Annotated in this window: 22 protein-coding genes; 10 read left to right on the forward strand and 12 right to left on the reverse strand. The window is 62.3% G+C overall.

From position 1 onward, the window contains the following. From FHT92_RS10675 to FHT92_RS10685, 3 genes are all read left to right on the forward strand, one after another. Entirely contained in the window at nucleotides 1-2013 is a 2013-nt protein-coding gene (locus FHT92_RS10675; protein WP_210278424.1) for an adenylate/guanylate cyclase domain-containing protein, read from the forward strand. A gap of 187 nt (nucleotides 2014-2200) precedes the next feature. Then, a complete protein-coding gene (locus FHT92_RS10680; RefSeq protein WP_183824698.1) occupies nucleotides 2201-2893 on the forward strand; it encodes a fumarylacetoacetate hydrolase family protein in 693 nt (230 codons plus the stop codon). A gap of 10 nt (nucleotides 2894-2903) precedes the next feature. Further along, complete coding sequence (locus FHT92_RS10685; RefSeq protein ID WP_183824701.1) at nucleotides 2904-3434, forward strand: gamma carbonic anhydrase family protein; 531 nt, start codon at nucleotides 2904-2906, stop codon at nucleotides 3432-3434. 17 nt (nucleotides 3435-3451) lie between these two features. Here FHT92_RS10685 and FHT92_RS10690 read toward each other — a convergent pair whose 3' ends face one another. The 8 genes from FHT92_RS10690 to FHT92_RS10725 form a co-directional block, all read right to left on the reverse strand. After that, complete coding sequence (locus FHT92_RS10690) at nucleotides 3452-3829, reverse strand: nuclear transport factor 2 family protein (RefSeq protein ID WP_183824704.1); 378 nt, start codon at nucleotides 3827-3829, stop codon at nucleotides 3452-3454. A gap of 79 nt (nucleotides 3830-3908) precedes the next feature. Beyond that, nucleotides 3909-5453, reverse strand: a complete 1545-nt coding sequence (locus FHT92_RS10695; RefSeq protein ID WP_183824707.1) for a DHA2 family efflux MFS transporter permease subunit — start codon at nucleotides 5451-5453, stop codon at nucleotides 3909-3911. Between the two features lie 209 nt (nucleotides 5454-5662). Then, nucleotides 5663-6856, reverse strand: coding sequence for an arsenite efflux MFS transporter ArsK (arsK, locus tag FHT92_RS10700; RefSeq protein ID WP_183824710.1), 1194 nt, complete (start codon nucleotides 6854-6856; stop codon nucleotides 5663-5665). After that, nucleotides 6831-7259 (reverse strand): arsenate reductase (glutaredoxin), encoded by a 429-nt coding sequence (arsC, locus tag FHT92_RS10705; RefSeq protein ID WP_183824713.1) that lies wholly within the window; start codon nucleotides 7257-7259, stop codon nucleotides 6831-6833. The genes arsK and arsC overlap by 26 nt, the downstream gene beginning before the upstream one ends. Next, the gene (locus FHT92_RS10710) at nucleotides 7256-7960 is read right to left on the reverse strand and encodes an aquaporin (protein WP_183824716.1); all 705 of its coding nucleotides are present in this window, start codon (nucleotides 7958-7960) and stop codon (nucleotides 7256-7258) included. Before FHT92_RS10710 ends, arsC begins: the two co-directional genes overlap by 4 nt. After that, nucleotides 7957-8400 (reverse strand): arsenic resistance N-acetyltransferase ArsN2, encoded by a 444-nt coding sequence (arsN2, locus tag FHT92_RS10715; RefSeq protein ID WP_183824719.1) that lies wholly within the window; start codon nucleotides 8398-8400, stop codon nucleotides 7957-7959. The genes FHT92_RS10710 and arsN2 overlap by 4 nt, the downstream gene beginning before the upstream one ends. Then, nucleotides 8400-8930, reverse strand: a complete 531-nt coding sequence (locus FHT92_RS10720) for an arsenate reductase ArsC (protein WP_183824722.1) — start codon at nucleotides 8928-8930, stop codon at nucleotides 8400-8402. Before FHT92_RS10720 ends, arsN2 begins: the two co-directional genes overlap by 1 nt. After that, a complete protein-coding gene (locus FHT92_RS10725) occupies nucleotides 8927-9283 on the reverse strand; it encodes a helix-turn-helix transcriptional regulator (protein ID WP_183824726.1) in 357 nt (118 codons plus the stop codon). Before FHT92_RS10725 ends, FHT92_RS10720 begins: the two co-directional genes overlap by 4 nt. A gap of 42 nt (nucleotides 9284-9325) precedes the next feature. On the opposite strand from FHT92_RS10725, the gene FHT92_RS10730 reads away from it, so the two are divergent. Then, nucleotides 9326-9844: a DUF6428 family protein gene (locus tag FHT92_RS10730; protein WP_183824729.1), complete on the forward strand. Its 519-nt coding sequence runs from the start codon at nucleotides 9326-9328 to the stop codon at nucleotides 9842-9844. Between the two features lie 229 nt (nucleotides 9845-10073). Here FHT92_RS10730 and FHT92_RS10735 read toward each other — a convergent pair whose 3' ends face one another. Continuing rightward, nucleotides 10074-10727: a TetR/AcrR family transcriptional regulator gene (locus FHT92_RS10735; RefSeq protein WP_183824732.1), complete on the reverse strand. Its 654-nt coding sequence runs from the start codon at nucleotides 10725-10727 to the stop codon at nucleotides 10074-10076. 184 nt (nucleotides 10728-10911) lie between these two features. On the opposite strand from FHT92_RS10735, the gene FHT92_RS10740 reads away from it, so the two are divergent. The 4 genes from FHT92_RS10740 to FHT92_RS10755 all read left to right on the forward strand — a co-directional run bounded on the left by FHT92_RS10740 (nucleotide 10912) and on the right by FHT92_RS10755 (nucleotide 14219). Beyond that, nucleotides 10912-11814, forward strand: coding sequence for an NADP-dependent oxidoreductase (locus FHT92_RS10740; RefSeq protein ID WP_183824733.1), 903 nt, complete (start codon nucleotides 10912-10914; stop codon nucleotides 11812-11814). 23 nt (nucleotides 11815-11837) lie between these two features. After that, on the forward strand, nucleotides 11838-13049 hold the full coding sequence (locus FHT92_RS10745) for a TCR/Tet family MFS transporter (RefSeq protein ID WP_183824736.1): 1212 nt from the start codon (nucleotides 11838-11840) through the stop codon (nucleotides 13047-13049). A gap of 81 nt (nucleotides 13050-13130) precedes the next feature. Next, nucleotides 13131-13763, forward strand: a complete 633-nt coding sequence (locus FHT92_RS10750) for a DapH/DapD/GlmU-related protein (RefSeq protein WP_183824739.1) — start codon at nucleotides 13131-13133, stop codon at nucleotides 13761-13763. Nucleotides 13764-13793: 30 nt separating this feature from the next. Then, a complete protein-coding gene (locus tag FHT92_RS10755) occupies nucleotides 13794-14219 on the forward strand; it encodes a GFA family protein (RefSeq protein WP_183824742.1) in 426 nt (141 codons plus the stop codon). Between the two features lie 90 nt (nucleotides 14220-14309). Here the strand turns inward: FHT92_RS10755 and FHT92_RS10760 are convergent, their stop codons facing one another. The 3 genes from FHT92_RS10760 to FHT92_RS10770 all read right to left on the reverse strand — a co-directional run bounded on the left by FHT92_RS10760 (nucleotide 14310) and on the right by FHT92_RS10770 (nucleotide 17106). After that, nucleotides 14310-15227, reverse strand: coding sequence for a copper uptake system-associated protein (locus FHT92_RS10760; protein ID WP_183824745.1), 918 nt, complete (start codon nucleotides 15225-15227; stop codon nucleotides 14310-14312). 10 nt (nucleotides 15228-15237) lie between these two features. Beyond that, on the reverse strand, nucleotides 15238-16611 hold the full coding sequence (locus FHT92_RS10765) for a PepSY-associated TM helix domain-containing protein (RefSeq protein WP_183824747.1): 1374 nt from the start codon (nucleotides 16609-16611) through the stop codon (nucleotides 15238-15240). An 87-nt stretch (nucleotides 16612-16698) separates the two neighbouring features. Beyond that, nucleotides 16699-17106, reverse strand: a complete 408-nt coding sequence (locus FHT92_RS10770; RefSeq protein ID WP_183824750.1) for a hypothetical protein — start codon at nucleotides 17104-17106, stop codon at nucleotides 16699-16701. A 167-nt stretch (nucleotides 17107-17273) separates the two neighbouring features. On the opposite strand from FHT92_RS10770, the gene FHT92_RS10775 reads away from it, so the two are divergent. Together FHT92_RS10775 and FHT92_RS10780 are read left to right on the forward strand one after the other, a co-directional pair. After that, on the forward strand, nucleotides 17274-17588 hold the full coding sequence (locus FHT92_RS10775) for an ArsR/SmtB family transcription factor (protein WP_183824753.1): 315 nt from the start codon (nucleotides 17274-17276) through the stop codon (nucleotides 17586-17588). Beyond that, nucleotides 17585-17956: an SRPBCC domain-containing protein gene (locus FHT92_RS10780; protein ID WP_183824756.1), complete on the forward strand. Its 372-nt coding sequence runs from the start codon at nucleotides 17585-17587 to the stop codon at nucleotides 17954-17956. The genes FHT92_RS10775 and FHT92_RS10780 overlap by 4 nt, the downstream gene beginning before the upstream one ends. Nucleotides 17957-17979: the final 23 nt, after the last annotated feature.

The following is a 17979-nucleotide window of genomic DNA, read 5'->3' on the forward strand; positions in this document are numbered from 1 at the left end:
ATGGCGCGCCCGGCCGCCCTGCGACGCCTTCAGGCAGAACGGCCGCCGGAGCAGAACCGCCCGTCGCAGCGCCCACCCGGTTGGCCCTTCTCCAGCCGCGGCATCCGGCTTCTCGTGCTGGCGCTGGTCACACTGGTAACGATCTCGCTGATCTCCCGCCTGCCCGCCTGGACGCTGACGGAGCTGCGCACCTTCGACTATCTCTCGACGGTCGGTGATCCGACACCACCCGACGGCGGGCCGATCATCGTGGCGATCGATGAGCCCTCACTTGCCGATATCAATGCGCAATGGCCCTGGCCGCGCAGCCTGCATGCCGAACTCGTCAAACAGCTGCGCGCCGCCGGCGCAAAGGCGATCGCCCTCGATATCATCATGGCCGAACCCTCGACGCCCGAGAACGACCAGGCGGTATCATCGGTCGTCGGCGCCGATGTCGTGCTTGCCGGCGACGAAACGCTCATTCAGACGCCGCAGGCCGCTCAGCTGCTGCGCACCACGCCGCTGCCGCAGATGACCGAGGCCGGCGCGCGCACGGGCATCGCCTCCATCACGCTGAATGGCGACGGCGTCTTCCGCAATATTCCGTCTTATGAAGATGGCTTCGCCATGGAGCTTGCGAAGGCTGCGGGCATCAAGACGCCGCACCTGCCGGGAGGTTTCCTCATCCAGTCCTTCGGCCCGGCCCGCAGCTACCCCACCGTCTCCTATTATCAGGCGCTCGACCCGAAGAATTTCCTGCCGCCCGATACCTTCAAGGATCGCGTCGTGCTTGTCGGCCTCAGCCTGCAGAATGCGCCCGAGATCGACCAGGGCGGCGTCGATGCCTATGCCACGCCCTACACCGTCCACACCGGCAAGCTCGTCTCCGGCGTCGAGGTGCAGGCCACCATCTACGACAATATCGTCCATGGCCTGGCGATCACGGAAGCCGGCCTTCCGGTCGTTGCGATCTGCATCCTCATATCAGTCGCTCTTGCTGCCGCCACCGTCTGGAAATCCACGAGCTGGCGCACGCTGGTCGCCACCGCCGCCGCAATCCTCGCCTTTGCGGCCGTCAGCTATGCCGGCATCCGCTTCAGCCATGTCTTCGTCTCGCCGCTTGGGCCGACCGTCGCCTTCGTCGCGGTCGCCTTCGGCCAGGCAGCCTTCGATTATACCGAGGAGCGCCGTCAGAAACGTCAGATCACGCTGGCCTTCGCCCAATATATCTCGCCCGATCTCGTCAAGCGCCTCTCCAACGATCCCTCGCAGCTGAAACTCGGCGGCGAGCGGCGCACGCTGACGGTCTTATTTTCCGATGTGCGCGGCTTCACCACCATCGCCGAAACGATGAAGGACGATCCCGAACAGCTGACGACGCTGATCAACCGCCTGCTGACGCCGCTGTCCGATGTCGTCATGGATCACGGTGGCACGATCGACAAATATATGGGCGATTGCATCATGGCCTTCTGGAATGCGCCGCTCGACGACCCCGATCATGCCCTGCACGCGGTCAAGGCCTCAATTGCCATGCAGGATGCGATCGGCACGCTGAACCGCGAGCTCGAGCGCGAAGCCGCCGCCACAGGCCGGCCGCTGCATATCCTCAAAATGGGCGTCGGCATCAACACCGGCGAATGCATCGTCGGCAACATGGGCTCCACCCGCCGCTTCGACTATTCCTGCCTCGGCGACAGCGTCAACCTCGCCTCCCGCCTCGAAGGCGCTTCGAAGAATTACGGCGTCGCCCTCCTGCTCGGCGAGGAAACCGCCCGCCTCGTCGCCAACAGTTACACCGTGGTCGAGCTCGACCGCATCATCGTCAAGGGCCGCACCGTGCCCTCGCCGGTCTTCACCGTGCTCAACGGCTCCCACCGATCGGCCCTGCCGGATCACAATGCCTTCCTCGAAGCGAAATATGCGGGAACGCTCACCATGACCGACCCTGCCTTCGAAACCCTGCCGAACGCCATTCCGGAGCTGTCGGCCTATTACGCGCTGATGCGCGGCGCTCTCGCAAAGGACTGAGCGGGCCGATACCGCACTTTCCCCTGGGCGGCCCTTTGCGTCTACAGCGCCGCGCGTCTTTTCGGACGCGCAAAGGACGCTGTAGCACTTTGAATTGCTGCATAATTTTATCCTTAAATCGATTCCGATTTAGGGAATTAGGCAGTAGGATGCAGGCAGACTCGTCAATCAGCCAAGAAGTCCCGCCATGTCCCTCCCCGCCACCGTCATCCCCCTGCCGCAGCCCGTTCTCCTGCCCGTCGAAGGCAGCGCAGAAAGCTTCCCGGTCCGCCGTGTCTATTGTGTCGGCCGCAACTATGCCGACCACGCCATCGAAATGGGCCACGACCCGAATCGCGAGCCGCCCTTCTTCTTCCAGAAGAACCCCGACAATCTCTTCGCCGGCCAGGATTTCCCTTATCCGCCACTGTCCAATGACGTCCATTTCGAGGTCGAATGCGTGCTGGCGCTCAAAGCCGGCGGTGCGGACATATCGGCCGAAAAGGCGCTCGACTGCATCTATGGCTATGGCGTCGGCATCGACTTCACTCGCCGCGACCTGCAGGCAGAAGCCAAGAAGCTTGGCCGCCCCTGGGAGCTCGCCAAGGCCTTCGAACATTCGGCGCCTGTCTCCCCCATCGTCCCGGCAAGCCGCCTCGGCCATCCCGTGAGCGGCCGCGTCTGGCTGGACGTCAATGGCGTCAGAAAGCAGGAAGGCGACTTAAACCAGATGATCTGGAAAGTCCCGGAAATCATTGCAGAGCTTTCGAAACTCTTTGTTCTCGCCCCTGGCGATGTCATCATGACCGGCACGCCATCAGGTGTTGCCGCCATCAACAAGGGCGACAGCATCTCCTGCGGCGTCGACGGCATTGCGACGCTCTCGCTGAAAGTGGTCTGAGGAGACGGAAATGGCGATCTATGCACTCGGAGGCTTGCACCCAAAACTGCCACCGCACGGCACCTTCTGGATCGCCCCCGACGCGCATGTGATCGGCGATGTCGAGCTTGCCGAAGAAGTCGGCATCTGGTTCGGCGCGGTGCTGCGCGGCGACAACGAGCCCATCGTCATTGGCAAAGCCACCAACCTGCAGGAAGGCGTCATGGTCCACACCGACCCCGGCTTCCCCACCACGATCGGCGATCACTGCACCATCGGCCACCACGCCATCATCCACGGCTGCACGATCGGCAACAACTCACTCGTCGGCATGGGCGCCACCATCCTGAACGGCGCCAAAATCGGCAACAATTGCCTCGTCGGCGCCAATGCGCTCGTCACCGAAGGCAAGGAATTCCCCGACAATTCCCTGATCGTCGGGTCGCCGGCGAAAGCTATCCGCACGCTGGATGATGAGGCAGCCGCTAAGATCACCCAGTCCGCGAGGAAGTATGTCGGCAACTGGCAGCGCTTTGCGCGGGATCTCAAGCGGATCGATTGACGTCAGCCGGGATCAGCCTACGCTGAATCGCCAATATCGAAGCGAACGATCCTGCCACCTTCCATGCGAAAGACATGCAGCACCGTTTTGTCCTTCAGACCATGGGTCTGCCCCTCCAGCGGGCGGCCGTCGAGATCGAATACCCTCTGGATCACCTCCACCTCCATGACACCCTCCTCCGCCTGCCGAAACGCGACTGGCTCCACATGCGGGCTGATGATCGCCCATTGACGGGTCCAATATTCGCGAACCGCCTCACGCCCATAAACATGCCCGCCCTCCATGCCGTTCGCCCAGGCGACATCATCGGCCAGTGCGGCTAGCACCGCGTCGATATCCCGCGCATTGAAGCGCTCGTAGATGTGCTTCATCAGCTGCATCTGTTTTTCAGACATGCTGTTTTCCTCTCTCCCGATCTGGATAAGATCGCCAGCGCCGACCCTACCCTGTAATTCTCACCCTCTGCGCAGGCCATCATGCGGCTGGCTCCACCTTCTTCGCAAACGGCACCCACAACAGCGCACAGGCCGTCAGCACCGCAACCACTAACCACGCCTCGTTGAGCGCCTGAACGGTGGCCGCCGTCTGCACGAGCGGATCGAGCAGGGATGTCGTATCCGCATCGAACTCTCCCTGATGCCCCGCAACCACCTGCAGCGGCGCACCGATGAAAGCCGCAACGTCCACGTCCCCCGCCTTCAGCCGATCCCACAGGCCCTCACCGAACGGCGCCGAGCGGGTGTAGACGATGGTGTCGATCAGGGCGATGCCGATTGCGCCGCCAAGGTTGCGCATCAGGTTGAACAGGCCGCTGGCGTCGGGAATGCGCTCCGGCGGCAGAGTGCCGAGTGCGAGCCGCGTCGGCGGCAGCAGGCAGAACATGATGGCGATGCCGCGGATGATCTGCGGCCAGAACATCGCGTCATAATCGGTCTGCGGGTCCTGAAAGGCACTCATGCCGATGCCGATGGCAAAGAGCGTGAAGCCGAGAGCAGAGAGCAGCCTTGCATCCATCCGCTTCTCCAGCGCCACTGCGATCGGAGCGGTAACGAGCTGGGCAATGCCCGTCACCAGCATCGTCATGCCGATTTCGAGAGCGTTATGGCCGCGCACGAAAGCCAGAAAGACAGGCATGAGATAGACGGAGCCGAAAAGGCCAATGCCGAGAATGAAGCTCATCGCCGAACCTGCGAGAAAATTCCGGTCACCGAAATTCCGGAGTTCGACCACGGGTATGGCTCGCCTGAGCGACCGCCACGCAAACACGCATCCCGAGACCACCGACAGACTGATGAGCCCGGAGACATAAAGCGAGGTCCAGCCGCTCGTCGGCGCCTCCTTGAGACCGATTTCCAGCGCGGCAAGGCTTGCCGCCATCAAGAGCAGCGACAGGGCATCGAGATGCCAGAGCTCGGAGAGATTGACGCTCTCGCGCGGAAGCGAGCGCATGGCGACGAGTGCTGCGACAATGCCGGGGATGATATTGATCAGAAACAGCCAGTGCCACGAATAGGTCTCGGTCAGCCAGCCGCCGACAACAGGCCCGATCGTCGGCGCAAGCACGGCCAGAACGCCCGCAATCGTCGTGGCAAGCGCCTGCCGCTCATCCGGAAACAGGATGAAAACGGCCGAAAACACCGAGGGGATCAGCGTGCCGCCCGAAAAGCCCTGAACGACCCGCCAGGCGACGAGCCCACCAAAACTGCCGCTTGCCGCACAGCCTGCCGAGGCGATCACGAACAGCGACAGCGACACGACGAACAGCCAGCGCATGGTCAGCAGTCGCGTGAGAAACCCCGTCAGCGGTATCGCCACCACTTCTGCGATGAGATAGGCGGTTTGAACCCAGCTCATCTGGTCCGGATGAATATCGAGCGCCGACTGGATGGTCGGCAGCGAGGTTGCGACGACCTGCACGTCGAGGATCGCCATGAACATGCCCAAACACATCGCCAGAAAGCCGATCCATCTGAGCTGTGATGGAACTGCGGCTAAAACGGGTTCGAACCGGTCGGGCATGGAATAGTCCTAGAGCAGTTCCAGCAAAAGTGCGCAGCAGTCCGGAGTTGCCTGAAAACAAAGAGATAGAGCATCGTTCTCAGCCCTGATCTGCATGCCGGGATCAACACATCGACGACGGACAATAGCAGGGCATGGAGTGGCACACCAAAGTTTAATGGGAGGATTGCGATTGCGGCGATCAAGAGCTGGTGTTCGGCAGATGCCGCTTAACGCGCTGCCGCGATGAGAAGAAACGCAACAATGGCAAGCCCGCCCAGGGCGGCAGTGATGCTGAGCGACGGCGCAATGCCGATAGTCGCCATGCCGAAGGCCAGGACGAAGGGCGCGAGCGCCGAAAGGATCAGCCGCGCCGCCATCATCCTGCCCTGCAATTTGCCGTAGCCGTCGCTGCCGAAGAGCTGTAGCGGCAATGTTCCGCTTGCGATGCTGAGCAGGCCGTTGCCCATGCCGAAGATGATGGCAAAGAGCATCGCCCCCACCACTGATGGCGCAGATAGCAGAAGCACCAGAACGCCGCCGGGGATCAGCACCGCCGCAATCAGCGCCAGCCAGAGCGCCGGCAGGCCCTTGCCGAAGATCATGTTGATCAGCCGGCTGCCGACCTGCGAGGGGCCGAACAGGGTTCCGACCAGAGCCGCGGCGCCGCCGAGCCCGAGACCCGACAGGAGCGGCACCATATGCACCAGCATCGCCGAGCCGACGAGCGACATCAGCGAGAAGCCCATAACCATCAGGCCGAATCCGAGACGGCGGCGCGCCGGCGGCAGAATGCCTTCCACCCGCGGCGCAGCCGGCGATGCCGTTGCCCGGTGCCAGGCTGCACCGCGTGAAAGCCACGCATGAACCGGCACGCAGACGGCCATGTTGAGGACCGCAAAGACCAGATATACGCTCTGCCATGACAGGGCGGCATGCAGCGCCGTGGTGATCGGCCAGAAGATCGTCGAGGCAAAACCGGCGATCAGCGTCAGGTAGGTGATGCTGCGGGAAGCGGCCTGCGGGCGCAGTTGCACGAGTAGCGCGAAGGCAGCCCCATACTGCACGAAGTTCGCGGCAACCTCGATGGCGATGAGGGCGGCGACATAGGACGCCTTGCCCGGCGCATAGGCGCAGGCAACGAGGGCGATTGCGGCAGCGGCCGAGCCCGATGTCATCACCCGCCCTGCCCCGATCCTGTCGATCAGCACGCCGAGCCAGGGCGCCGTCAGGCCGCCGGCCAGAAGCGCAACGGAGAGTGCTCCGAAAGTCCATTCGTTCGACCAGCCGAGTGTGGCCGCCATATCGGGCGCGAGGATGCTGAAACTGTAATAGAGCGTGCCGTAGCCGATGATCTGAGTGACGCCGAGCCCAAGCACGGCAGGGAGCGGTATGCGTTCAGACAAGGCGGTTACCGTCGGCATCGAGAACCTGTTCGCCGTCTTCCTTGGCGAACGGGCCTTTATGCGTATCGGGCAGGATGTCCAGAACCGCTTCCGAGGGCCGCGCGAGGCGGGTGCCGAGCGGCGTGACGACGAAAGGACGGTTGATCAGAATCGGATCCTTGAGCATCGCGTCCAGCAGTTGCTCATCGGTGAGATCAGGGCTGTCGAGGCCGAGCTCCGCATAAGGCGTGCCCTTCTCCCGGATCGCTTCGCGAACGCTCAGACCAGCATCCGCAATCATCTTGATCAGCTGTTCGCGCGACGGCGGATTTTGCAGATATTCGATGACTGATGGCTCGATGCCGGCGTTGCGGATCATCGCCAGCGTGTTGCGCGAGGTGCCGCATTCCGGGTTGTGATAGATCTTGACGTCCATGGTCATGGTGCAGATTCCGTTTCAGCGAAGGGTTCAGGATTACGGGCGTCCATCAGCAGCCATGCGGAAAACATCAGCGCCAGCAATGCGCCGACGACTTCAGCGACGATAAAGCCCGGCAGATCGATCGGGCGGATGCCGGAAAATGTGTGCGTCAGCGATCGGGCGATCGCAACTGCCGGGTTGGCAAACGAGGTCGACGCGGTGAACCAATAGGCGGCGGTGATATAGAGGCCAATCAGCCACGCCACCGCATCGGCGCGGAAGCGCACACCGGCGAAGATAATGAAGACAAGACCGAAGGTTGCCGTCACTTCGGAGAGCCATTGCGCGCCGCCGGTGCGCGCGGTTTCCGAGGCTTGCAGCAGGGGAAGGCCAAACATGGCATGGGCAAGCATCGTCCCGGCAATGCCGCCGATGACTTGCGCGGCGATATAGGCCGGAACGAAAGAGGCAGGCAACTCGCGCCGGAGCGCAAAAACCAGCGACACGACCGGATTGAAATGCGCGCCGGAAACCGGCCCCAGGATGGTGATCAGAACGACGAGGATTGCCCCCGTTGCCAGCGTATTGCCGAGCAGCGCCAGCGCCGTATCGTTCGTCAGGCTATCCGCCATGGTCCCCGATCCGACGACGGTTGCCACCAGCAGCATCGTGCCGAGCGCTTCGGCAGCCACGCGCCGCGAAAGAGGAAATACCGCACTCATGCCGGAAGGCTCCGGACCATCAAGACGGCCGATGCCGGGCAGAGGCTTGCGGCCTGCCGCGTCGTCAGGATGGCGGCCGGCGCTTCATCGCGGGCGATCGGGCGGAAGCCGAGCGACTGGAAGAACGGCGCGGCCGATTCCGTCAGCAGATAGGCAGCATCCGCGCCTTGTCTGCGGGCCTGATCGAGCAGGCCGAGCGTTATGGCATGGCCGAAACCGAAGCCCTGCCGATCGGACAGAACCACGATGGAGCGCAGAAAGGCGGCCTCGCCGTAAAGTTCCAGGCCGCCGAAACCGACCGTCTCGCCACCCTGAGAAAAACGGAAGAAGCTGCGGCCGGCATCCGTCAGGTCATCGACCGGAAGACCGGCGCCGGCGAGTGCCGAACGCAGGCCGTCGTCATTGCCTTCTACTGCCTGTTGATGAAGGGCGACACCCATCAGCTTGCCTTTGGCTGTTTGATGCTTGCGCCTTCCATAGTGCCGATCTGGCGCAGATGCGTTTCAAGCGCCAGCTTGTCGATCGACGTGATCGGCAGGCTAATGAAGGACATGATGCGATTTTTGAGGAAGCGGGCGGCTTGAGCGAAGGCGCGGCCAATTTCCACTTCGCTGCCTTCGACCGCGGCGGGATCTTCGATGCCCCAATGAGCCGTCATCGGGTGGCCGATCCAGACTGGGCAGGCTTCGCCGGCAGCACTGTCGCAGACCGTGAAGATGAAATCCATCTCGGGCGCACCGGCCTCGGCAAATTCGTCCCAGCTCTTCGAGCGGAAGCCCGTTGCGGGATAGCCGAGCGCCTCAAGCTCTTTCAGGGCATGCGGATTGACCTCGCCCTTCGGCTGGCTTCCCGCCGAATAGGCCCTGAAGCGGCCCTTGCCTTCCGCGTTCAAGATCGATTCCGCCAGGATCGAGCGGGCGGAATTGCCCGTGCAGAGAAAGAGCACGTTGTAGACGCGGTCTGTGGTCATCGCAGTTTCTCCTCCACTTTGGGCGTGCAGCAGGCCGCGACCTCTGCGGCGGGCGCACAGATATCCGGATGACCGGAACAGCAGTCTTCCATCAGGAAGCGGACAAGGCCGCCGAGCGCCTCATAATTCGCCGTGTAGATGATCGAACGCGATTCGCGCTGCTGCGCGATCAGGCCGGAGCGTTCCAGTTCCTTCAGATGGAAGGATACGTTCGACGGCGAGACTTCGAGCCTTTCCGCAATCGCGCCGGCGGCCATTCCGTCAGGGCCGGCGACGACAAGCATGCGGATGACCTGCAGCCGGGTTTCCTGCGACAATGCGCCGAATGCGATGAGGGCTTGACGCTGATCCATATTTCAACAATCCTTGAATGATTGAAACGAGGAATAACGCAGATGAACGCGATCGACAACAGCAAAATGCGGAAGGACGATATCGCCCTCGGCGAGCTGATGAGCATCCTCTCCGGCGCCAAGGATTCACCGCTGGTCTTTTACTATGATGGCCTTCCGGTGAAGCCCGGCTATCACGTCACCGAAGTCAAGGCTGGGCAGTTTTCGGCGCTCGACTGCGGCGCCAATCCGGAAGCCTGGAGCGAGATCTTCATTCAGCTTTGGGACATCGAGGAAGGCGACCGCACCCATATGCCGGCCGGCAAGTTCCATGCGATCATCCGCAAGGTCACCGAGCATGTGAAGCTCGACGATACGGCCAAGCTGACATTCGAAGTCAGCGACGGCGTGCAGCCGATGCAGCTTTATTGCGCCGCGATACCGACGCTGCGCGCCGGAGCCCTGCATGTCGAGCTTTCTCCCCGGCCGGCAAGCTGCAAACCGCGGGACCGGTGGCTGGCGGAACAAAGCCAATCGACCTCCTGCTGCGCTCCGACCAGCGCCGCCAGGTGCTGCGGCTGAACGACTGCCGCCGGCCTTAAACGTAGTGTCGGCTACGGCGATAGATCCGTGCGGGAAAATCGCAGATTCCAGGTTTTGCCTCTTGCAATCCGCCCCGCCAAGCATCATATCCCGGCTTCACCTGAAAACGGACTTGCGCTTGGTATCGACGTTGGTCGAGCCGCGTTCGAGCTCCACAGGACAAGGGCGCTCCCCGCAAGGGTCGAGCGCCCTTTTGATTCCCACCAGTTCAGGCGTAAGCCGTGCCCGCCATGGCAGCCTTCACACCCACGCTTCCCTGATCGACGAGCGCGAGAAAGGCGGCCTTCGCCTTGTCCGTATCCCGGTATTCCCGAAAGATCTTGTGCGCCTCGATGAAGGCGACGCTCCAACTCGCAAGCAGCATGGCGGCGGCGAGTTTCGCCTTGGCATCGTCTGCGTCCTGCCCGGCACTTTCGGCAAGGGCCACCGCCAGTTCTCCGGCGATCTCGTCGCGGATCGCCCGCGCCCTCGCCTTCAGCGTCTCGCTGTTCTCCACCGTTTCGATGAAGCCCTGGCTCGCGGTGGAAAATAGCAAATAAGGCGTCTGCTGCCTGACGAGTTGATGCGCGAGCAGGCGTAATGTTTCGATGGGTGAAACACTGCTGTCGCGCTGCCGCAAGGCTTGGCGCAGGGTCTCGCGCGCTTCCTCGTCGCGATCGAAGAACATGTCTTCCTTGCGCGGGAAGTGGTTGAACACAGTCATCCGCCCGACATCGGCAGCGGCCGCGATTTCATCGACCGTCACATTCTCGAAGCCGCGCTCGAAAAACAGCCGGTCGGCGGCAAGCGAGATGGCGCGGCGCGTGGCAAGGCGCTTGCGGGATCTTCGGTCGGAAGGTGCTTCGTCTGATGGCGTCGTCATGACGCTCTCCATAGCAGCGTTTGTGTACTGAGTACATCATTGTTGACAGACGTGACCCAGCATCCTATAACTATACTTAGTACATATTTATATTGAGTACACAATCCGCATCGCTGTGGGCCGGTCGGCGTGCCCGCCACCGCGAGCGGCCGGACTTTGCCTGCATCCGCCGAAAGGAAATTCCATGAAAGCCGTTCAATTCAGCCGTTACGGCGGCCCGGAGGTCATCGAGATCGTCGAGATCGACCCGCCGCGTCCCGGCCCCGGAGAGGTGCGCATCGCGGTGCGTGCCGCCGGCGTCAACCAATCGGACTGGAAGCGCCGCGAAGGCCGATATCGCGAATTCGAGGAGACAATCTTTCCCGCAGGTGTCGGCGTCGAAGCCTCCGGCATCGTCGATGAGGTCGGCCCTTGTGTATCAAGCACTTTCGTCGGGGACGCCGTCTTCGGCTATGGCGAGGCGACGATGGCCGGACACGCCGTCTTGACGCATTGGGTTCACAAGCCCGACGACCTGCCCTTCAAGATCGCCGGGGCCCTTCCCGTCATATCGGAGACGGCATGGCGCAGCTTGGACGAACTCTGCGTAAAATCCGGCCAGACGCTGCTCGTCAACGGCGCGGCCGGCGGCATCGGCTCGGCCGTTATCCAGCTTGCGAGGATCAGGGGCATCACCGTCATCGGCACGGCGAGCCCGCAGAAGCACAACTATCTCAGGGAACTTGGCGCGATCCCGACGACCTATGGACCCGCCCTCACCGAGCGTGTGCGGCAGCTTGCGCCCGATGGCGTCGACGCGGCCATCGATGTCGCCGGCTCCGGCATCATCGCCGAGCTGATCGCCATGACGGGCAACCCCGCCCAGGTCCTCTCCGTCGCCGATTTTTCGGCCGAAGAGTACGGCGCGAAATTCTCCCGCGGTCCGCCCAAAGAGCCGGAGCGGGTGTTCGCTGATGTTGCCCGGCTCTATTCCAAGGGCCTCTTCCGCCTGCACATCGAGCAAAGCTTTCCGCTGGAGAAGACGGCCGAAGCGCAGATCGTAAGCGCCGCCGGGCACGTCACCGGCAAACTCGTCATTTCTCCATGAGCTCCCCAATGAACAAATCCGGCATGAACAAACCGCTCCTCGTCATCTTCGCCGCCATCTGCCTCGATGCCGTCGGCATAGGGCTGATCTTCCCCATTCTTCCCCGCCTCCTTCAGGACGTGATGCAGACGCGGGACATCGCCTTCGATGTCGGCCTCATGACGGCACTCTATGCCGCCATGCAGTTCGTCTTCTCGCCCGTGCTCGGCGCGCTCAGCGACACGATCGGCCGGCGCCCCGTGCTGCTGATCTCGCTTGCCGGCGCCGCGATCAATTACGTCATCATGGCCTTTGCGCCATCCCTCCTTCTGCTTTTGATCGGCCGCGCCATCGCCGGCCTCACCAGCGCCAATATGTCGGTCGCATCGGCCTACATTACCGATATTTCGCCCGCCGATCAGCGCGCCCGCCGCTTCGGCCTGTTCAACGCCATGTTCGGCGCCGGCTTTATCATCGGCCCGGTCCTCGGCGGCCTGCTCGGCGACTATTGGCTGCGCCTGCCCTTCATCGCCGCCGCGGTCCTCAACGCCTGCAACCTGCTGCTCGCCCTCTTCGTCCTGCCGGAGTCTCGCAGACGTGAATCCCCAACATCAGCGCGCCGGAAGATCGATCTCACTGCGCTGAACCCGCTGCGGCCGCTGAAACGGATCGCCTCGATGAAAGGCCTGCTGTCCATCGTATCCGTCTATTTCGTCTTCAGCGCCGCCGGCGAATCCTACGGCACCTGCTGGGCGCTCTGGGGCTTCGATACGTTCGGCTGGAACGGTGTCTCAATCGGCCTGTCGCTCGGCGCCTTCGGCATTTGCCAGACCGTCTGCCAGGCTTTCCTGCCGGGACCGGCGACGCGCCTGCTCGGCGAACGCTGGTCGGTTATCACAGGCATCGCCGCCGCCGTGATCGCCTTGACAGTCATGGCTTTTGCGAACCAGGGCTGGATGATTTTCGCCATCATGCCGGTCTTCACCCTCATCGGCATCGGCAACCCCGCCTTCCAGGCGCTTGCCACAAGGCAGGTCGAACCCGACCGGCAAGGAGAGCTGCAGGGCGTGCTCGCCTCCACGGTCAGCCTCGCCTCCATCGTCGCGCCGCTCGCCTTCTCGACTTTCTATTTCGTCGTGCGAACAAACTGGCCGGGGGGCATCTGGCTCTCGGTGATCGCCCTCTATGCGATTGCGGTGCCGCTGGTTTTCTTGAGCACGAGAACCGGCGAAACTGGAGAAGCCGCAACTGCCTAGGATCGTCACCACTGCCGGTCCTTTTGCGTCACATATCCTTCATTATCAGCGGTTAGGCAGGCCAAAATCCGGAGACTGCCCATGGACACGACCGCACAAGCAAATCGGCCCAAAATCGCCGAGACCATCATCCATCCGACGGCCAGCATAAGAGATTCCGATATAGGCAGATGCTGCGAGATTTTGGCGGACACATCGCTGCACGCGGTCGAGCTCGGAGATTATTCCTACCTGGGTCAACGCTGCATCGCCGGCGATGCGACGATCGGAAAATTCTGCGCTATCGCCGCAGAGGTCAGGATCGGTGCGCCCAATCATCCCATGGATCGCCCGTCCATGCACCGCTTCACCTATTGCCCGGAATATTATTCGGCCGACGCCGTGCGCGACCATGCCTTTTTCGCAGAGCGAAAAGCCGATCGCGCCATCATCGGCAATGATGTCTGGATCGGCCACGGCGTCGTGGTGCTGCCGGGTGTCAGGGTCGGGGATGGCGCCGTGCTTGCGGCCGGCGCCGTCGTCACCAAGGATGTCGCGCCCTATACGATCGTCGGCGGCGTTCCCGCCAAGTTCATTCGCGAGCGGTTCTCGCGACCGGTCGCCGAAAAACTCGCCGCCATCGGCTGGTGGGACTGGCCCTTCGAGACGATCATGGAACGCCTTGGCGATTTTCAGTCCAGCGACATCGAGGCCTTCTGCGAGCGCTGGGCTTAGAGTGTATTTATCGAGAGAGACTGGCGGATCATGATCGACGAAAGACAAGAGCATAATGCAGCCTGCCACTGCGGCAGCGTCAAATTCCGGGTGCGGTTGGCGGACGAATTCAATACGATCCGCCGCTGCAACTGTTCATACTGCCGCATGCGCGGCGCCATCGCCGTCTCGGCGCAGCTCTCGGATATCGAATTTGTCCAGGGCGAAGACAATCTGACGCTTTATCAATTCAATACCCGCACGGCTAAGCATTATTTCTGCAAGACCTGCGGCATCTATACCCATCATCAGCGCCGCTCGAATCCGAGCCTGTTCGGCATCAACGCCGCCTGCATCGAGGGCATCAGCCCCTTTGATTTTCCGGAGGTTCAGGTCATGGATGGTGTCTCCCATCCCTCGGATTCCGGCTCCGGACCCAGGGTCGCCGGCATAGTTCGGTTCGAGCCCACAACTTGAGCGCCCGTCTCTCCCCGCTGAGCAATGCATCGCGGATCTTCGCCAGCGTCGCGCCAAGCGGCAAAACCTGAAATGGCAAGGTGCGCGCGCTCATTGCCCATGCCCCTCATGACCGCCCTGACCGGCATCACCGGCCTCGCCCGCCATCATGACGGTACCCTCGAAGCTCGCAAATAGCGCAAGAACCTTGGGATCAAGCTTGCTTTCGGCCTCGGCCAGATCGGCCGCAAGCGCCTTCGCATGATCAACGGAAAGCCCGGCCTTCTCCAGCGCCGCGGCTTGCCTGATACCATCGCCGCTGCACAGAAAAACACTCCAGCCATGATGGCCCCTCTTCAGCAGTACCCGTCCGCCGCGCCCATCCTGCTGCCAGCCGGCAATCGCCCAGTCATTCTCCACGACCACAGGCAGGATTGTCAGCGGTTTGTCCGGCCGCTCGAACATGGTCTTCAGCGTCTCGGGGATCGTCACTTCGGGTGGCGGTCCGGACATGTCCATTCCTTCCTTTCCGGGCATATTCATCGCCCCATGGTCCATGCCGCCATGGTCCATGCCAGTGGCCCCACCGATATCGTCCAGCGGCCCGGCGATCTTGCCGACGGCGAAATCGACCGTGATCTCACCCGCCTTCTCGAAGCTCAGCACCGCCCGGATCGTCTCGCCCTGTCTAAAGGGCTTTTCCACGTCCTGAAACATCAGGTGGTAATATGGCGCAAGCGTCACCCTCTGCCCGGCCGGGATGGCAAGCCCACCCTTCAGTTCGCGCATGATCATGATGCCATTGTCCATGCTCTTCTGGTGCAACTGCACGGTTTTTGCGCGATCGGAACGTGCGGCAATCAGCCGGTCCGGCTCGCTGCCGCTATTGGTGATAACAAGATAACCATCGCCGACCTTGGCGCCCGGCACCATGGAATGCGAGGCTGCGTGGTCGATGCGGATCGTGTCCTGCGCCACCGCAGCCGTCGCGATCAGCAGACCCACGAAGAGAGAAAATATCGTCTTCATCATCTCCTCCTCACGCAAAGGCGCGCTTCAGCGGCGGCACGAAGCGGATCACCACCTGGTCGAAGGCGATCATCAGCAGGATCGTGAGCCCACTCATGGGAAAGGCGACGGCGAAGACGAGAACGATGATCCAGAGCCCCAGATAGACGGAGCGCTGCGGTGGCATGGGCGGCACGCCGAGCCGGCCAGTCGGCCTTCTCTTCCACCACATGACGATGCCGGTCACGCAGGAGAGGATGATGGCAAGGCACGTCGCCAGCATCAGCAGCTGATTGAAGAGTCCGAATTCCTGCCCCTGATGCACATTGATACCCCATTCGATCGCCCGGCCGAGGAAGGGATATTGCCCGAAGGAGAGGTCGATGAGCGGCTTGCCGGAATATTGATCGATATGAACCGTGCGCTCGTTGGTGAGATCGTCAGGATAGACCGCTGCGGTATAGACACCCGTCTCGCTGCCGGGAATGGCAAGATCGAAGCCCGGCGCCATGCCGAGACCGCGCGCAATCGCCACCGCCTTGTCGAGGCCGACAGGCTTCTTCGACTGCGCCGCCGCAATCTCCGACAGCGGCACCGGCGCCTTCTCGACGATCCAGCCGGCCTTCGGCAGAATGTCCTCCGTCACCTTCTGCGATTTCGGCACGGCATCCCAGAGCTGCACCGGATAGCCGAGATCGTGGCTCGTGAGCCACGCATTGACATTGGCGCCCCAATAGCCCGACCAGGGCATGCCGGTCATCGCCATGAAGAAGATCAGGATGCCGGCAAAGGCACCGGTCACCGCATGCAGATCGCGCCAGAAGACCCGCCGCGAAGGCGTCCCGCGCACGGTCACCACCCCACCCGTCTGCCGCCGCGGCCACCAGAGATAGATGCCGGTTACGGCCAGCACCATGGCAAAGCCGCCCGTGATCTCGATCAGCTTGTTGGGCAAGCCGCCGAACAGCGCAAGGCTGTGGATGCGCTTGACGACATAGTTGAACTCCTCGGTGGAGCCGACCGTATCGAGTACCTTGCCGTCATAGGGATTGACGAAGACCAGCGTCTGGCCGGCATCCGACGACACGGTCACGATCGCTGACCGGTCGAGCCCGGCCGGGTCCTTGTAGGAACTCGCAACCGCATCAGGAACGGCCGCCGCCGCGATATCGGCAATCTTCTGCGGCGACAGCGCCTCGCCCGAGGGCACGACGATGTAACGATAGGCAAAGACCGTATCGTTGATCTCGTCCTTGAAGAGATAAAGCGAACCGGTAACGGCGAGATTGAGCAGAAAGGGAATGGTGAGCAGGCCGGCAAAGAAGTGCCAGCGCCAGATGGCGCGATAGAGCGAAACGCCCGGTACGGCGTTCTCTGCCGCCTCAGTGGCAGTGGTGATAGACATGGAAGTGATCCGAATCCTCGGCCGGCGGCTTCAATGCGGCCCGGCCACGATTGCAAGACGCATCACGGCCTTGGCCGCAATGCGGGTTCAGGCAAGGATCGGATTGGCAGGCGGGGCACGCGGCCCGGTATTCGGCGGGAAAAGCTGGCGATGGAAAGCCTCGACGCGGCGCGGCAATTCCACCGCAACCGTAAAGCCGATGCGCGCACCGGTGACATCGGCAGGCTGCGGCAGCACGACGGCGGCACCGATACGGCAAGCCTCGCACGGGTTGAGATGCGCGATCTTGCCATGCTCCTTGCCACTATCGTCGACAACGGTAACGCAGAGCGTCGGCAGCGTGCCATCGGGCAGCACATATTGGGCAAGGGCCGCAGGGCCCGGAGCATCTTCGGCGACGGCCGGAACCTGATGCGCGAAGCCGACGAAGACGAACGCGATGGCGCACAGAATGCGCACCAGCCATTGCTCGATTCTATCAAGACGACGTTGCATGTCCCCGGCCTCAAGGCCCCTGCCTCAGCATCGAATCCGTGATAGCGGCATCCACGGGAAAGCTCAAGAGCTCGTTCTGATGCCGTTCGGCGGCGTATCACCCAGCGCTCCATTGGCAATCAGCGGGCGCTCTTGCGAATCTCATAAGTCTGCGCTTATGTGTCGTCATGATGGAACACGATATTTTTCGCGCTCTCGCCGACCCGACCCGCCGCACGATCTTCGAGAAGCTGGCGAATGGCAGCATGAATGCCAGCGCCCTGCGCCAGGGAATGGATATCAGCCAGCCGGCCATGTCGCAGCATCTCGCGGTGCTGCGTTCGGCGCGGCTGGTGCGCGAACAGAGAGAGGGCCGTTTCGTGAATTACGAGGTCGATCCGGATGGGCTGACCCTCATCGCAGAATGGCTGGCGAAATACCGCGCCTACTGGCCGGCTCGTATCGACGCTCTCAAGCTATTGCTGAAGGATATGGACCAATGAACGAAGTGAAGGCCCAAGCGCAGGTCGAGCAACAGCAAACCCGTTTCGAACAGAGATACGAGCTGGATGCGCCGCCGGAAAAGGTCTGGCGTGCGATCAGCATCGCCGAATTTCGCGAGAGATGGCTGCCGAAGGAAGCGCTTGCCGATCCGCAGTCGCTCTCCGAGACACCGGGCAAGGAGGTTCGCTACAGATTGCGCGACGACAGCCCGCCCTACCTGGAAAGCATCGTCACCTTCGCGATCGCCGCGAATGCATCGGGCGGAACCAGCCTGCGGATCATCCATGAGCTCACCAGCGCGACATCAGCGCGTCTCCCGAGATCAGTCGCCAACAGCAATAGCCCGACCCTGATGCTCGCCGCCTGACGCGGCAAGCCTTACCCGCCACA

It is taken from the genome of Rhizobium sp. BK377 (genome assembly GCF_014193935.1).
Lineage (GTDB): Bacteria > Pseudomonadota > Alphaproteobacteria > Rhizobiales > Rhizobiaceae > Rhizobium.

Excerpts from the sequence above, each read along its gene's own strand:
- FHT92_RS10750 (WP_183824739.1), top strand. The coding sequence starts at position 13,131 with ATGGACACGACCGCACAAGCAAATCGGCCCAAAATCGCCGAGACCATC.
- FHT92_RS10720 (WP_183824722.1), bottom strand. The coding sequence starts at position 8,930 with ATGACCACAGACCGCGTCTACAACGTGCTCTTTCTCTGCACGGGCAAT.
- FHT92_RS10680 (WP_183824698.1), top strand. The coding sequence starts at position 2,201 with ATGTCCCTCCCCGCCACCGTCATCCCCCTGCCGCAGCCCGTTCTCCTG.
- arsC (WP_183824713.1), bottom strand. The coding sequence starts at position 7,259 with ATGACCATGGACGTCAAGATCTATCACAACCCGGAATGCGGCACCTCG.
- FHT92_RS10725 (WP_183824726.1), bottom strand. The coding sequence starts at position 9,283 with ATGGATCAGCGTCAAGCCCTCATCGCATTCGGCGCATTGTCGCAGGAA.
- FHT92_RS10685 (WP_183824701.1), top strand. The coding sequence starts at position 2,904 with ATGGCGATCTATGCACTCGGAGGCTTGCACCCAAAACTGCCACCGCAC.
- FHT92_RS10730 (WP_183824729.1), top strand. The coding sequence starts at position 9,326 with ATGAACGCGATCGACAACAGCAAAATGCGGAAGGACGATATCGCCCTC.
- FHT92_RS10755 (WP_183824742.1), top strand. The coding sequence starts at position 13,794 with ATGATCGACGAAAGACAAGAGCATAATGCAGCCTGCCACTGCGGCAGC.
- FHT92_RS10675 (WP_210278424.1), top strand. The coding sequence starts at position 1 with ATGGCGCGCCCGGCCGCCCTGCGACGCCTTCAGGCAGAACGGCCGCCG.
- FHT92_RS10775 (WP_183824753.1), top strand. The coding sequence starts at position 17,274 with ATGATGGAACACGATATTTTTCGCGCTCTCGCCGACCCGACCCGCCGC.
- FHT92_RS10760 (WP_183824745.1), bottom strand. The coding sequence starts at position 15,227 with ATGAAGACGATATTTTCTCTCTTCGTGGGTCTGCTGATCGCGACGGCT.
- arsN2 (WP_183824719.1), bottom strand. The coding sequence starts at position 8,400 with ATGGGTGTCGCCCTTCATCAACAGGCAGTAGAAGGCAATGACGACGGC.
- FHT92_RS10740 (WP_183824733.1), top strand. The coding sequence starts at position 10,912 with ATGAAAGCCGTTCAATTCAGCCGTTACGGCGGCCCGGAGGTCATCGAG.
- FHT92_RS10765 (WP_183824747.1), bottom strand. The coding sequence starts at position 16,611 with ATGTCTATCACCACTGCCACTGAGGCGGCAGAGAACGCCGTACCGGGC.
- FHT92_RS10695 (WP_183824707.1), bottom strand. The coding sequence starts at position 5,453 with ATGCCCGACCGGTTCGAACCCGTTTTAGCCGCAGTTCCATCACAGCTC.
- FHT92_RS10690 (WP_183824704.1), bottom strand. The coding sequence starts at position 3,829 with ATGTCTGAAAAACAGATGCAGCTGATGAAGCACATCTACGAGCGCTTC.
- FHT92_RS10780 (WP_183824756.1), top strand. The coding sequence starts at position 17,585 with ATGAACGAAGTGAAGGCCCAAGCGCAGGTCGAGCAACAGCAAACCCGT.
- arsK (WP_183824710.1), bottom strand. The coding sequence starts at position 6,856 with ATGCCGACGGTAACCGCCTTGTCTGAACGCATACCGCTCCCTGCCGTG.
- FHT92_RS10710 (WP_183824716.1), bottom strand. The coding sequence starts at position 7,960 with ATGAGTGCGGTATTTCCTCTTTCGCGGCGCGTGGCTGCCGAAGCGCTC.
- FHT92_RS10770 (WP_183824750.1), bottom strand. The coding sequence starts at position 17,106 with ATGCAACGTCGTCTTGATAGAATCGAGCAATGGCTGGTGCGCATTCTG.
- FHT92_RS10735 (WP_183824732.1), bottom strand. The coding sequence starts at position 10,727 with ATGACGACGCCATCAGACGAAGCACCTTCCGACCGAAGATCCCGCAAG.
- FHT92_RS10745 (WP_183824736.1), top strand. The coding sequence starts at position 11,838 with ATGAACAAACCGCTCCTCGTCATCTTCGCCGCCATCTGCCTCGATGCC.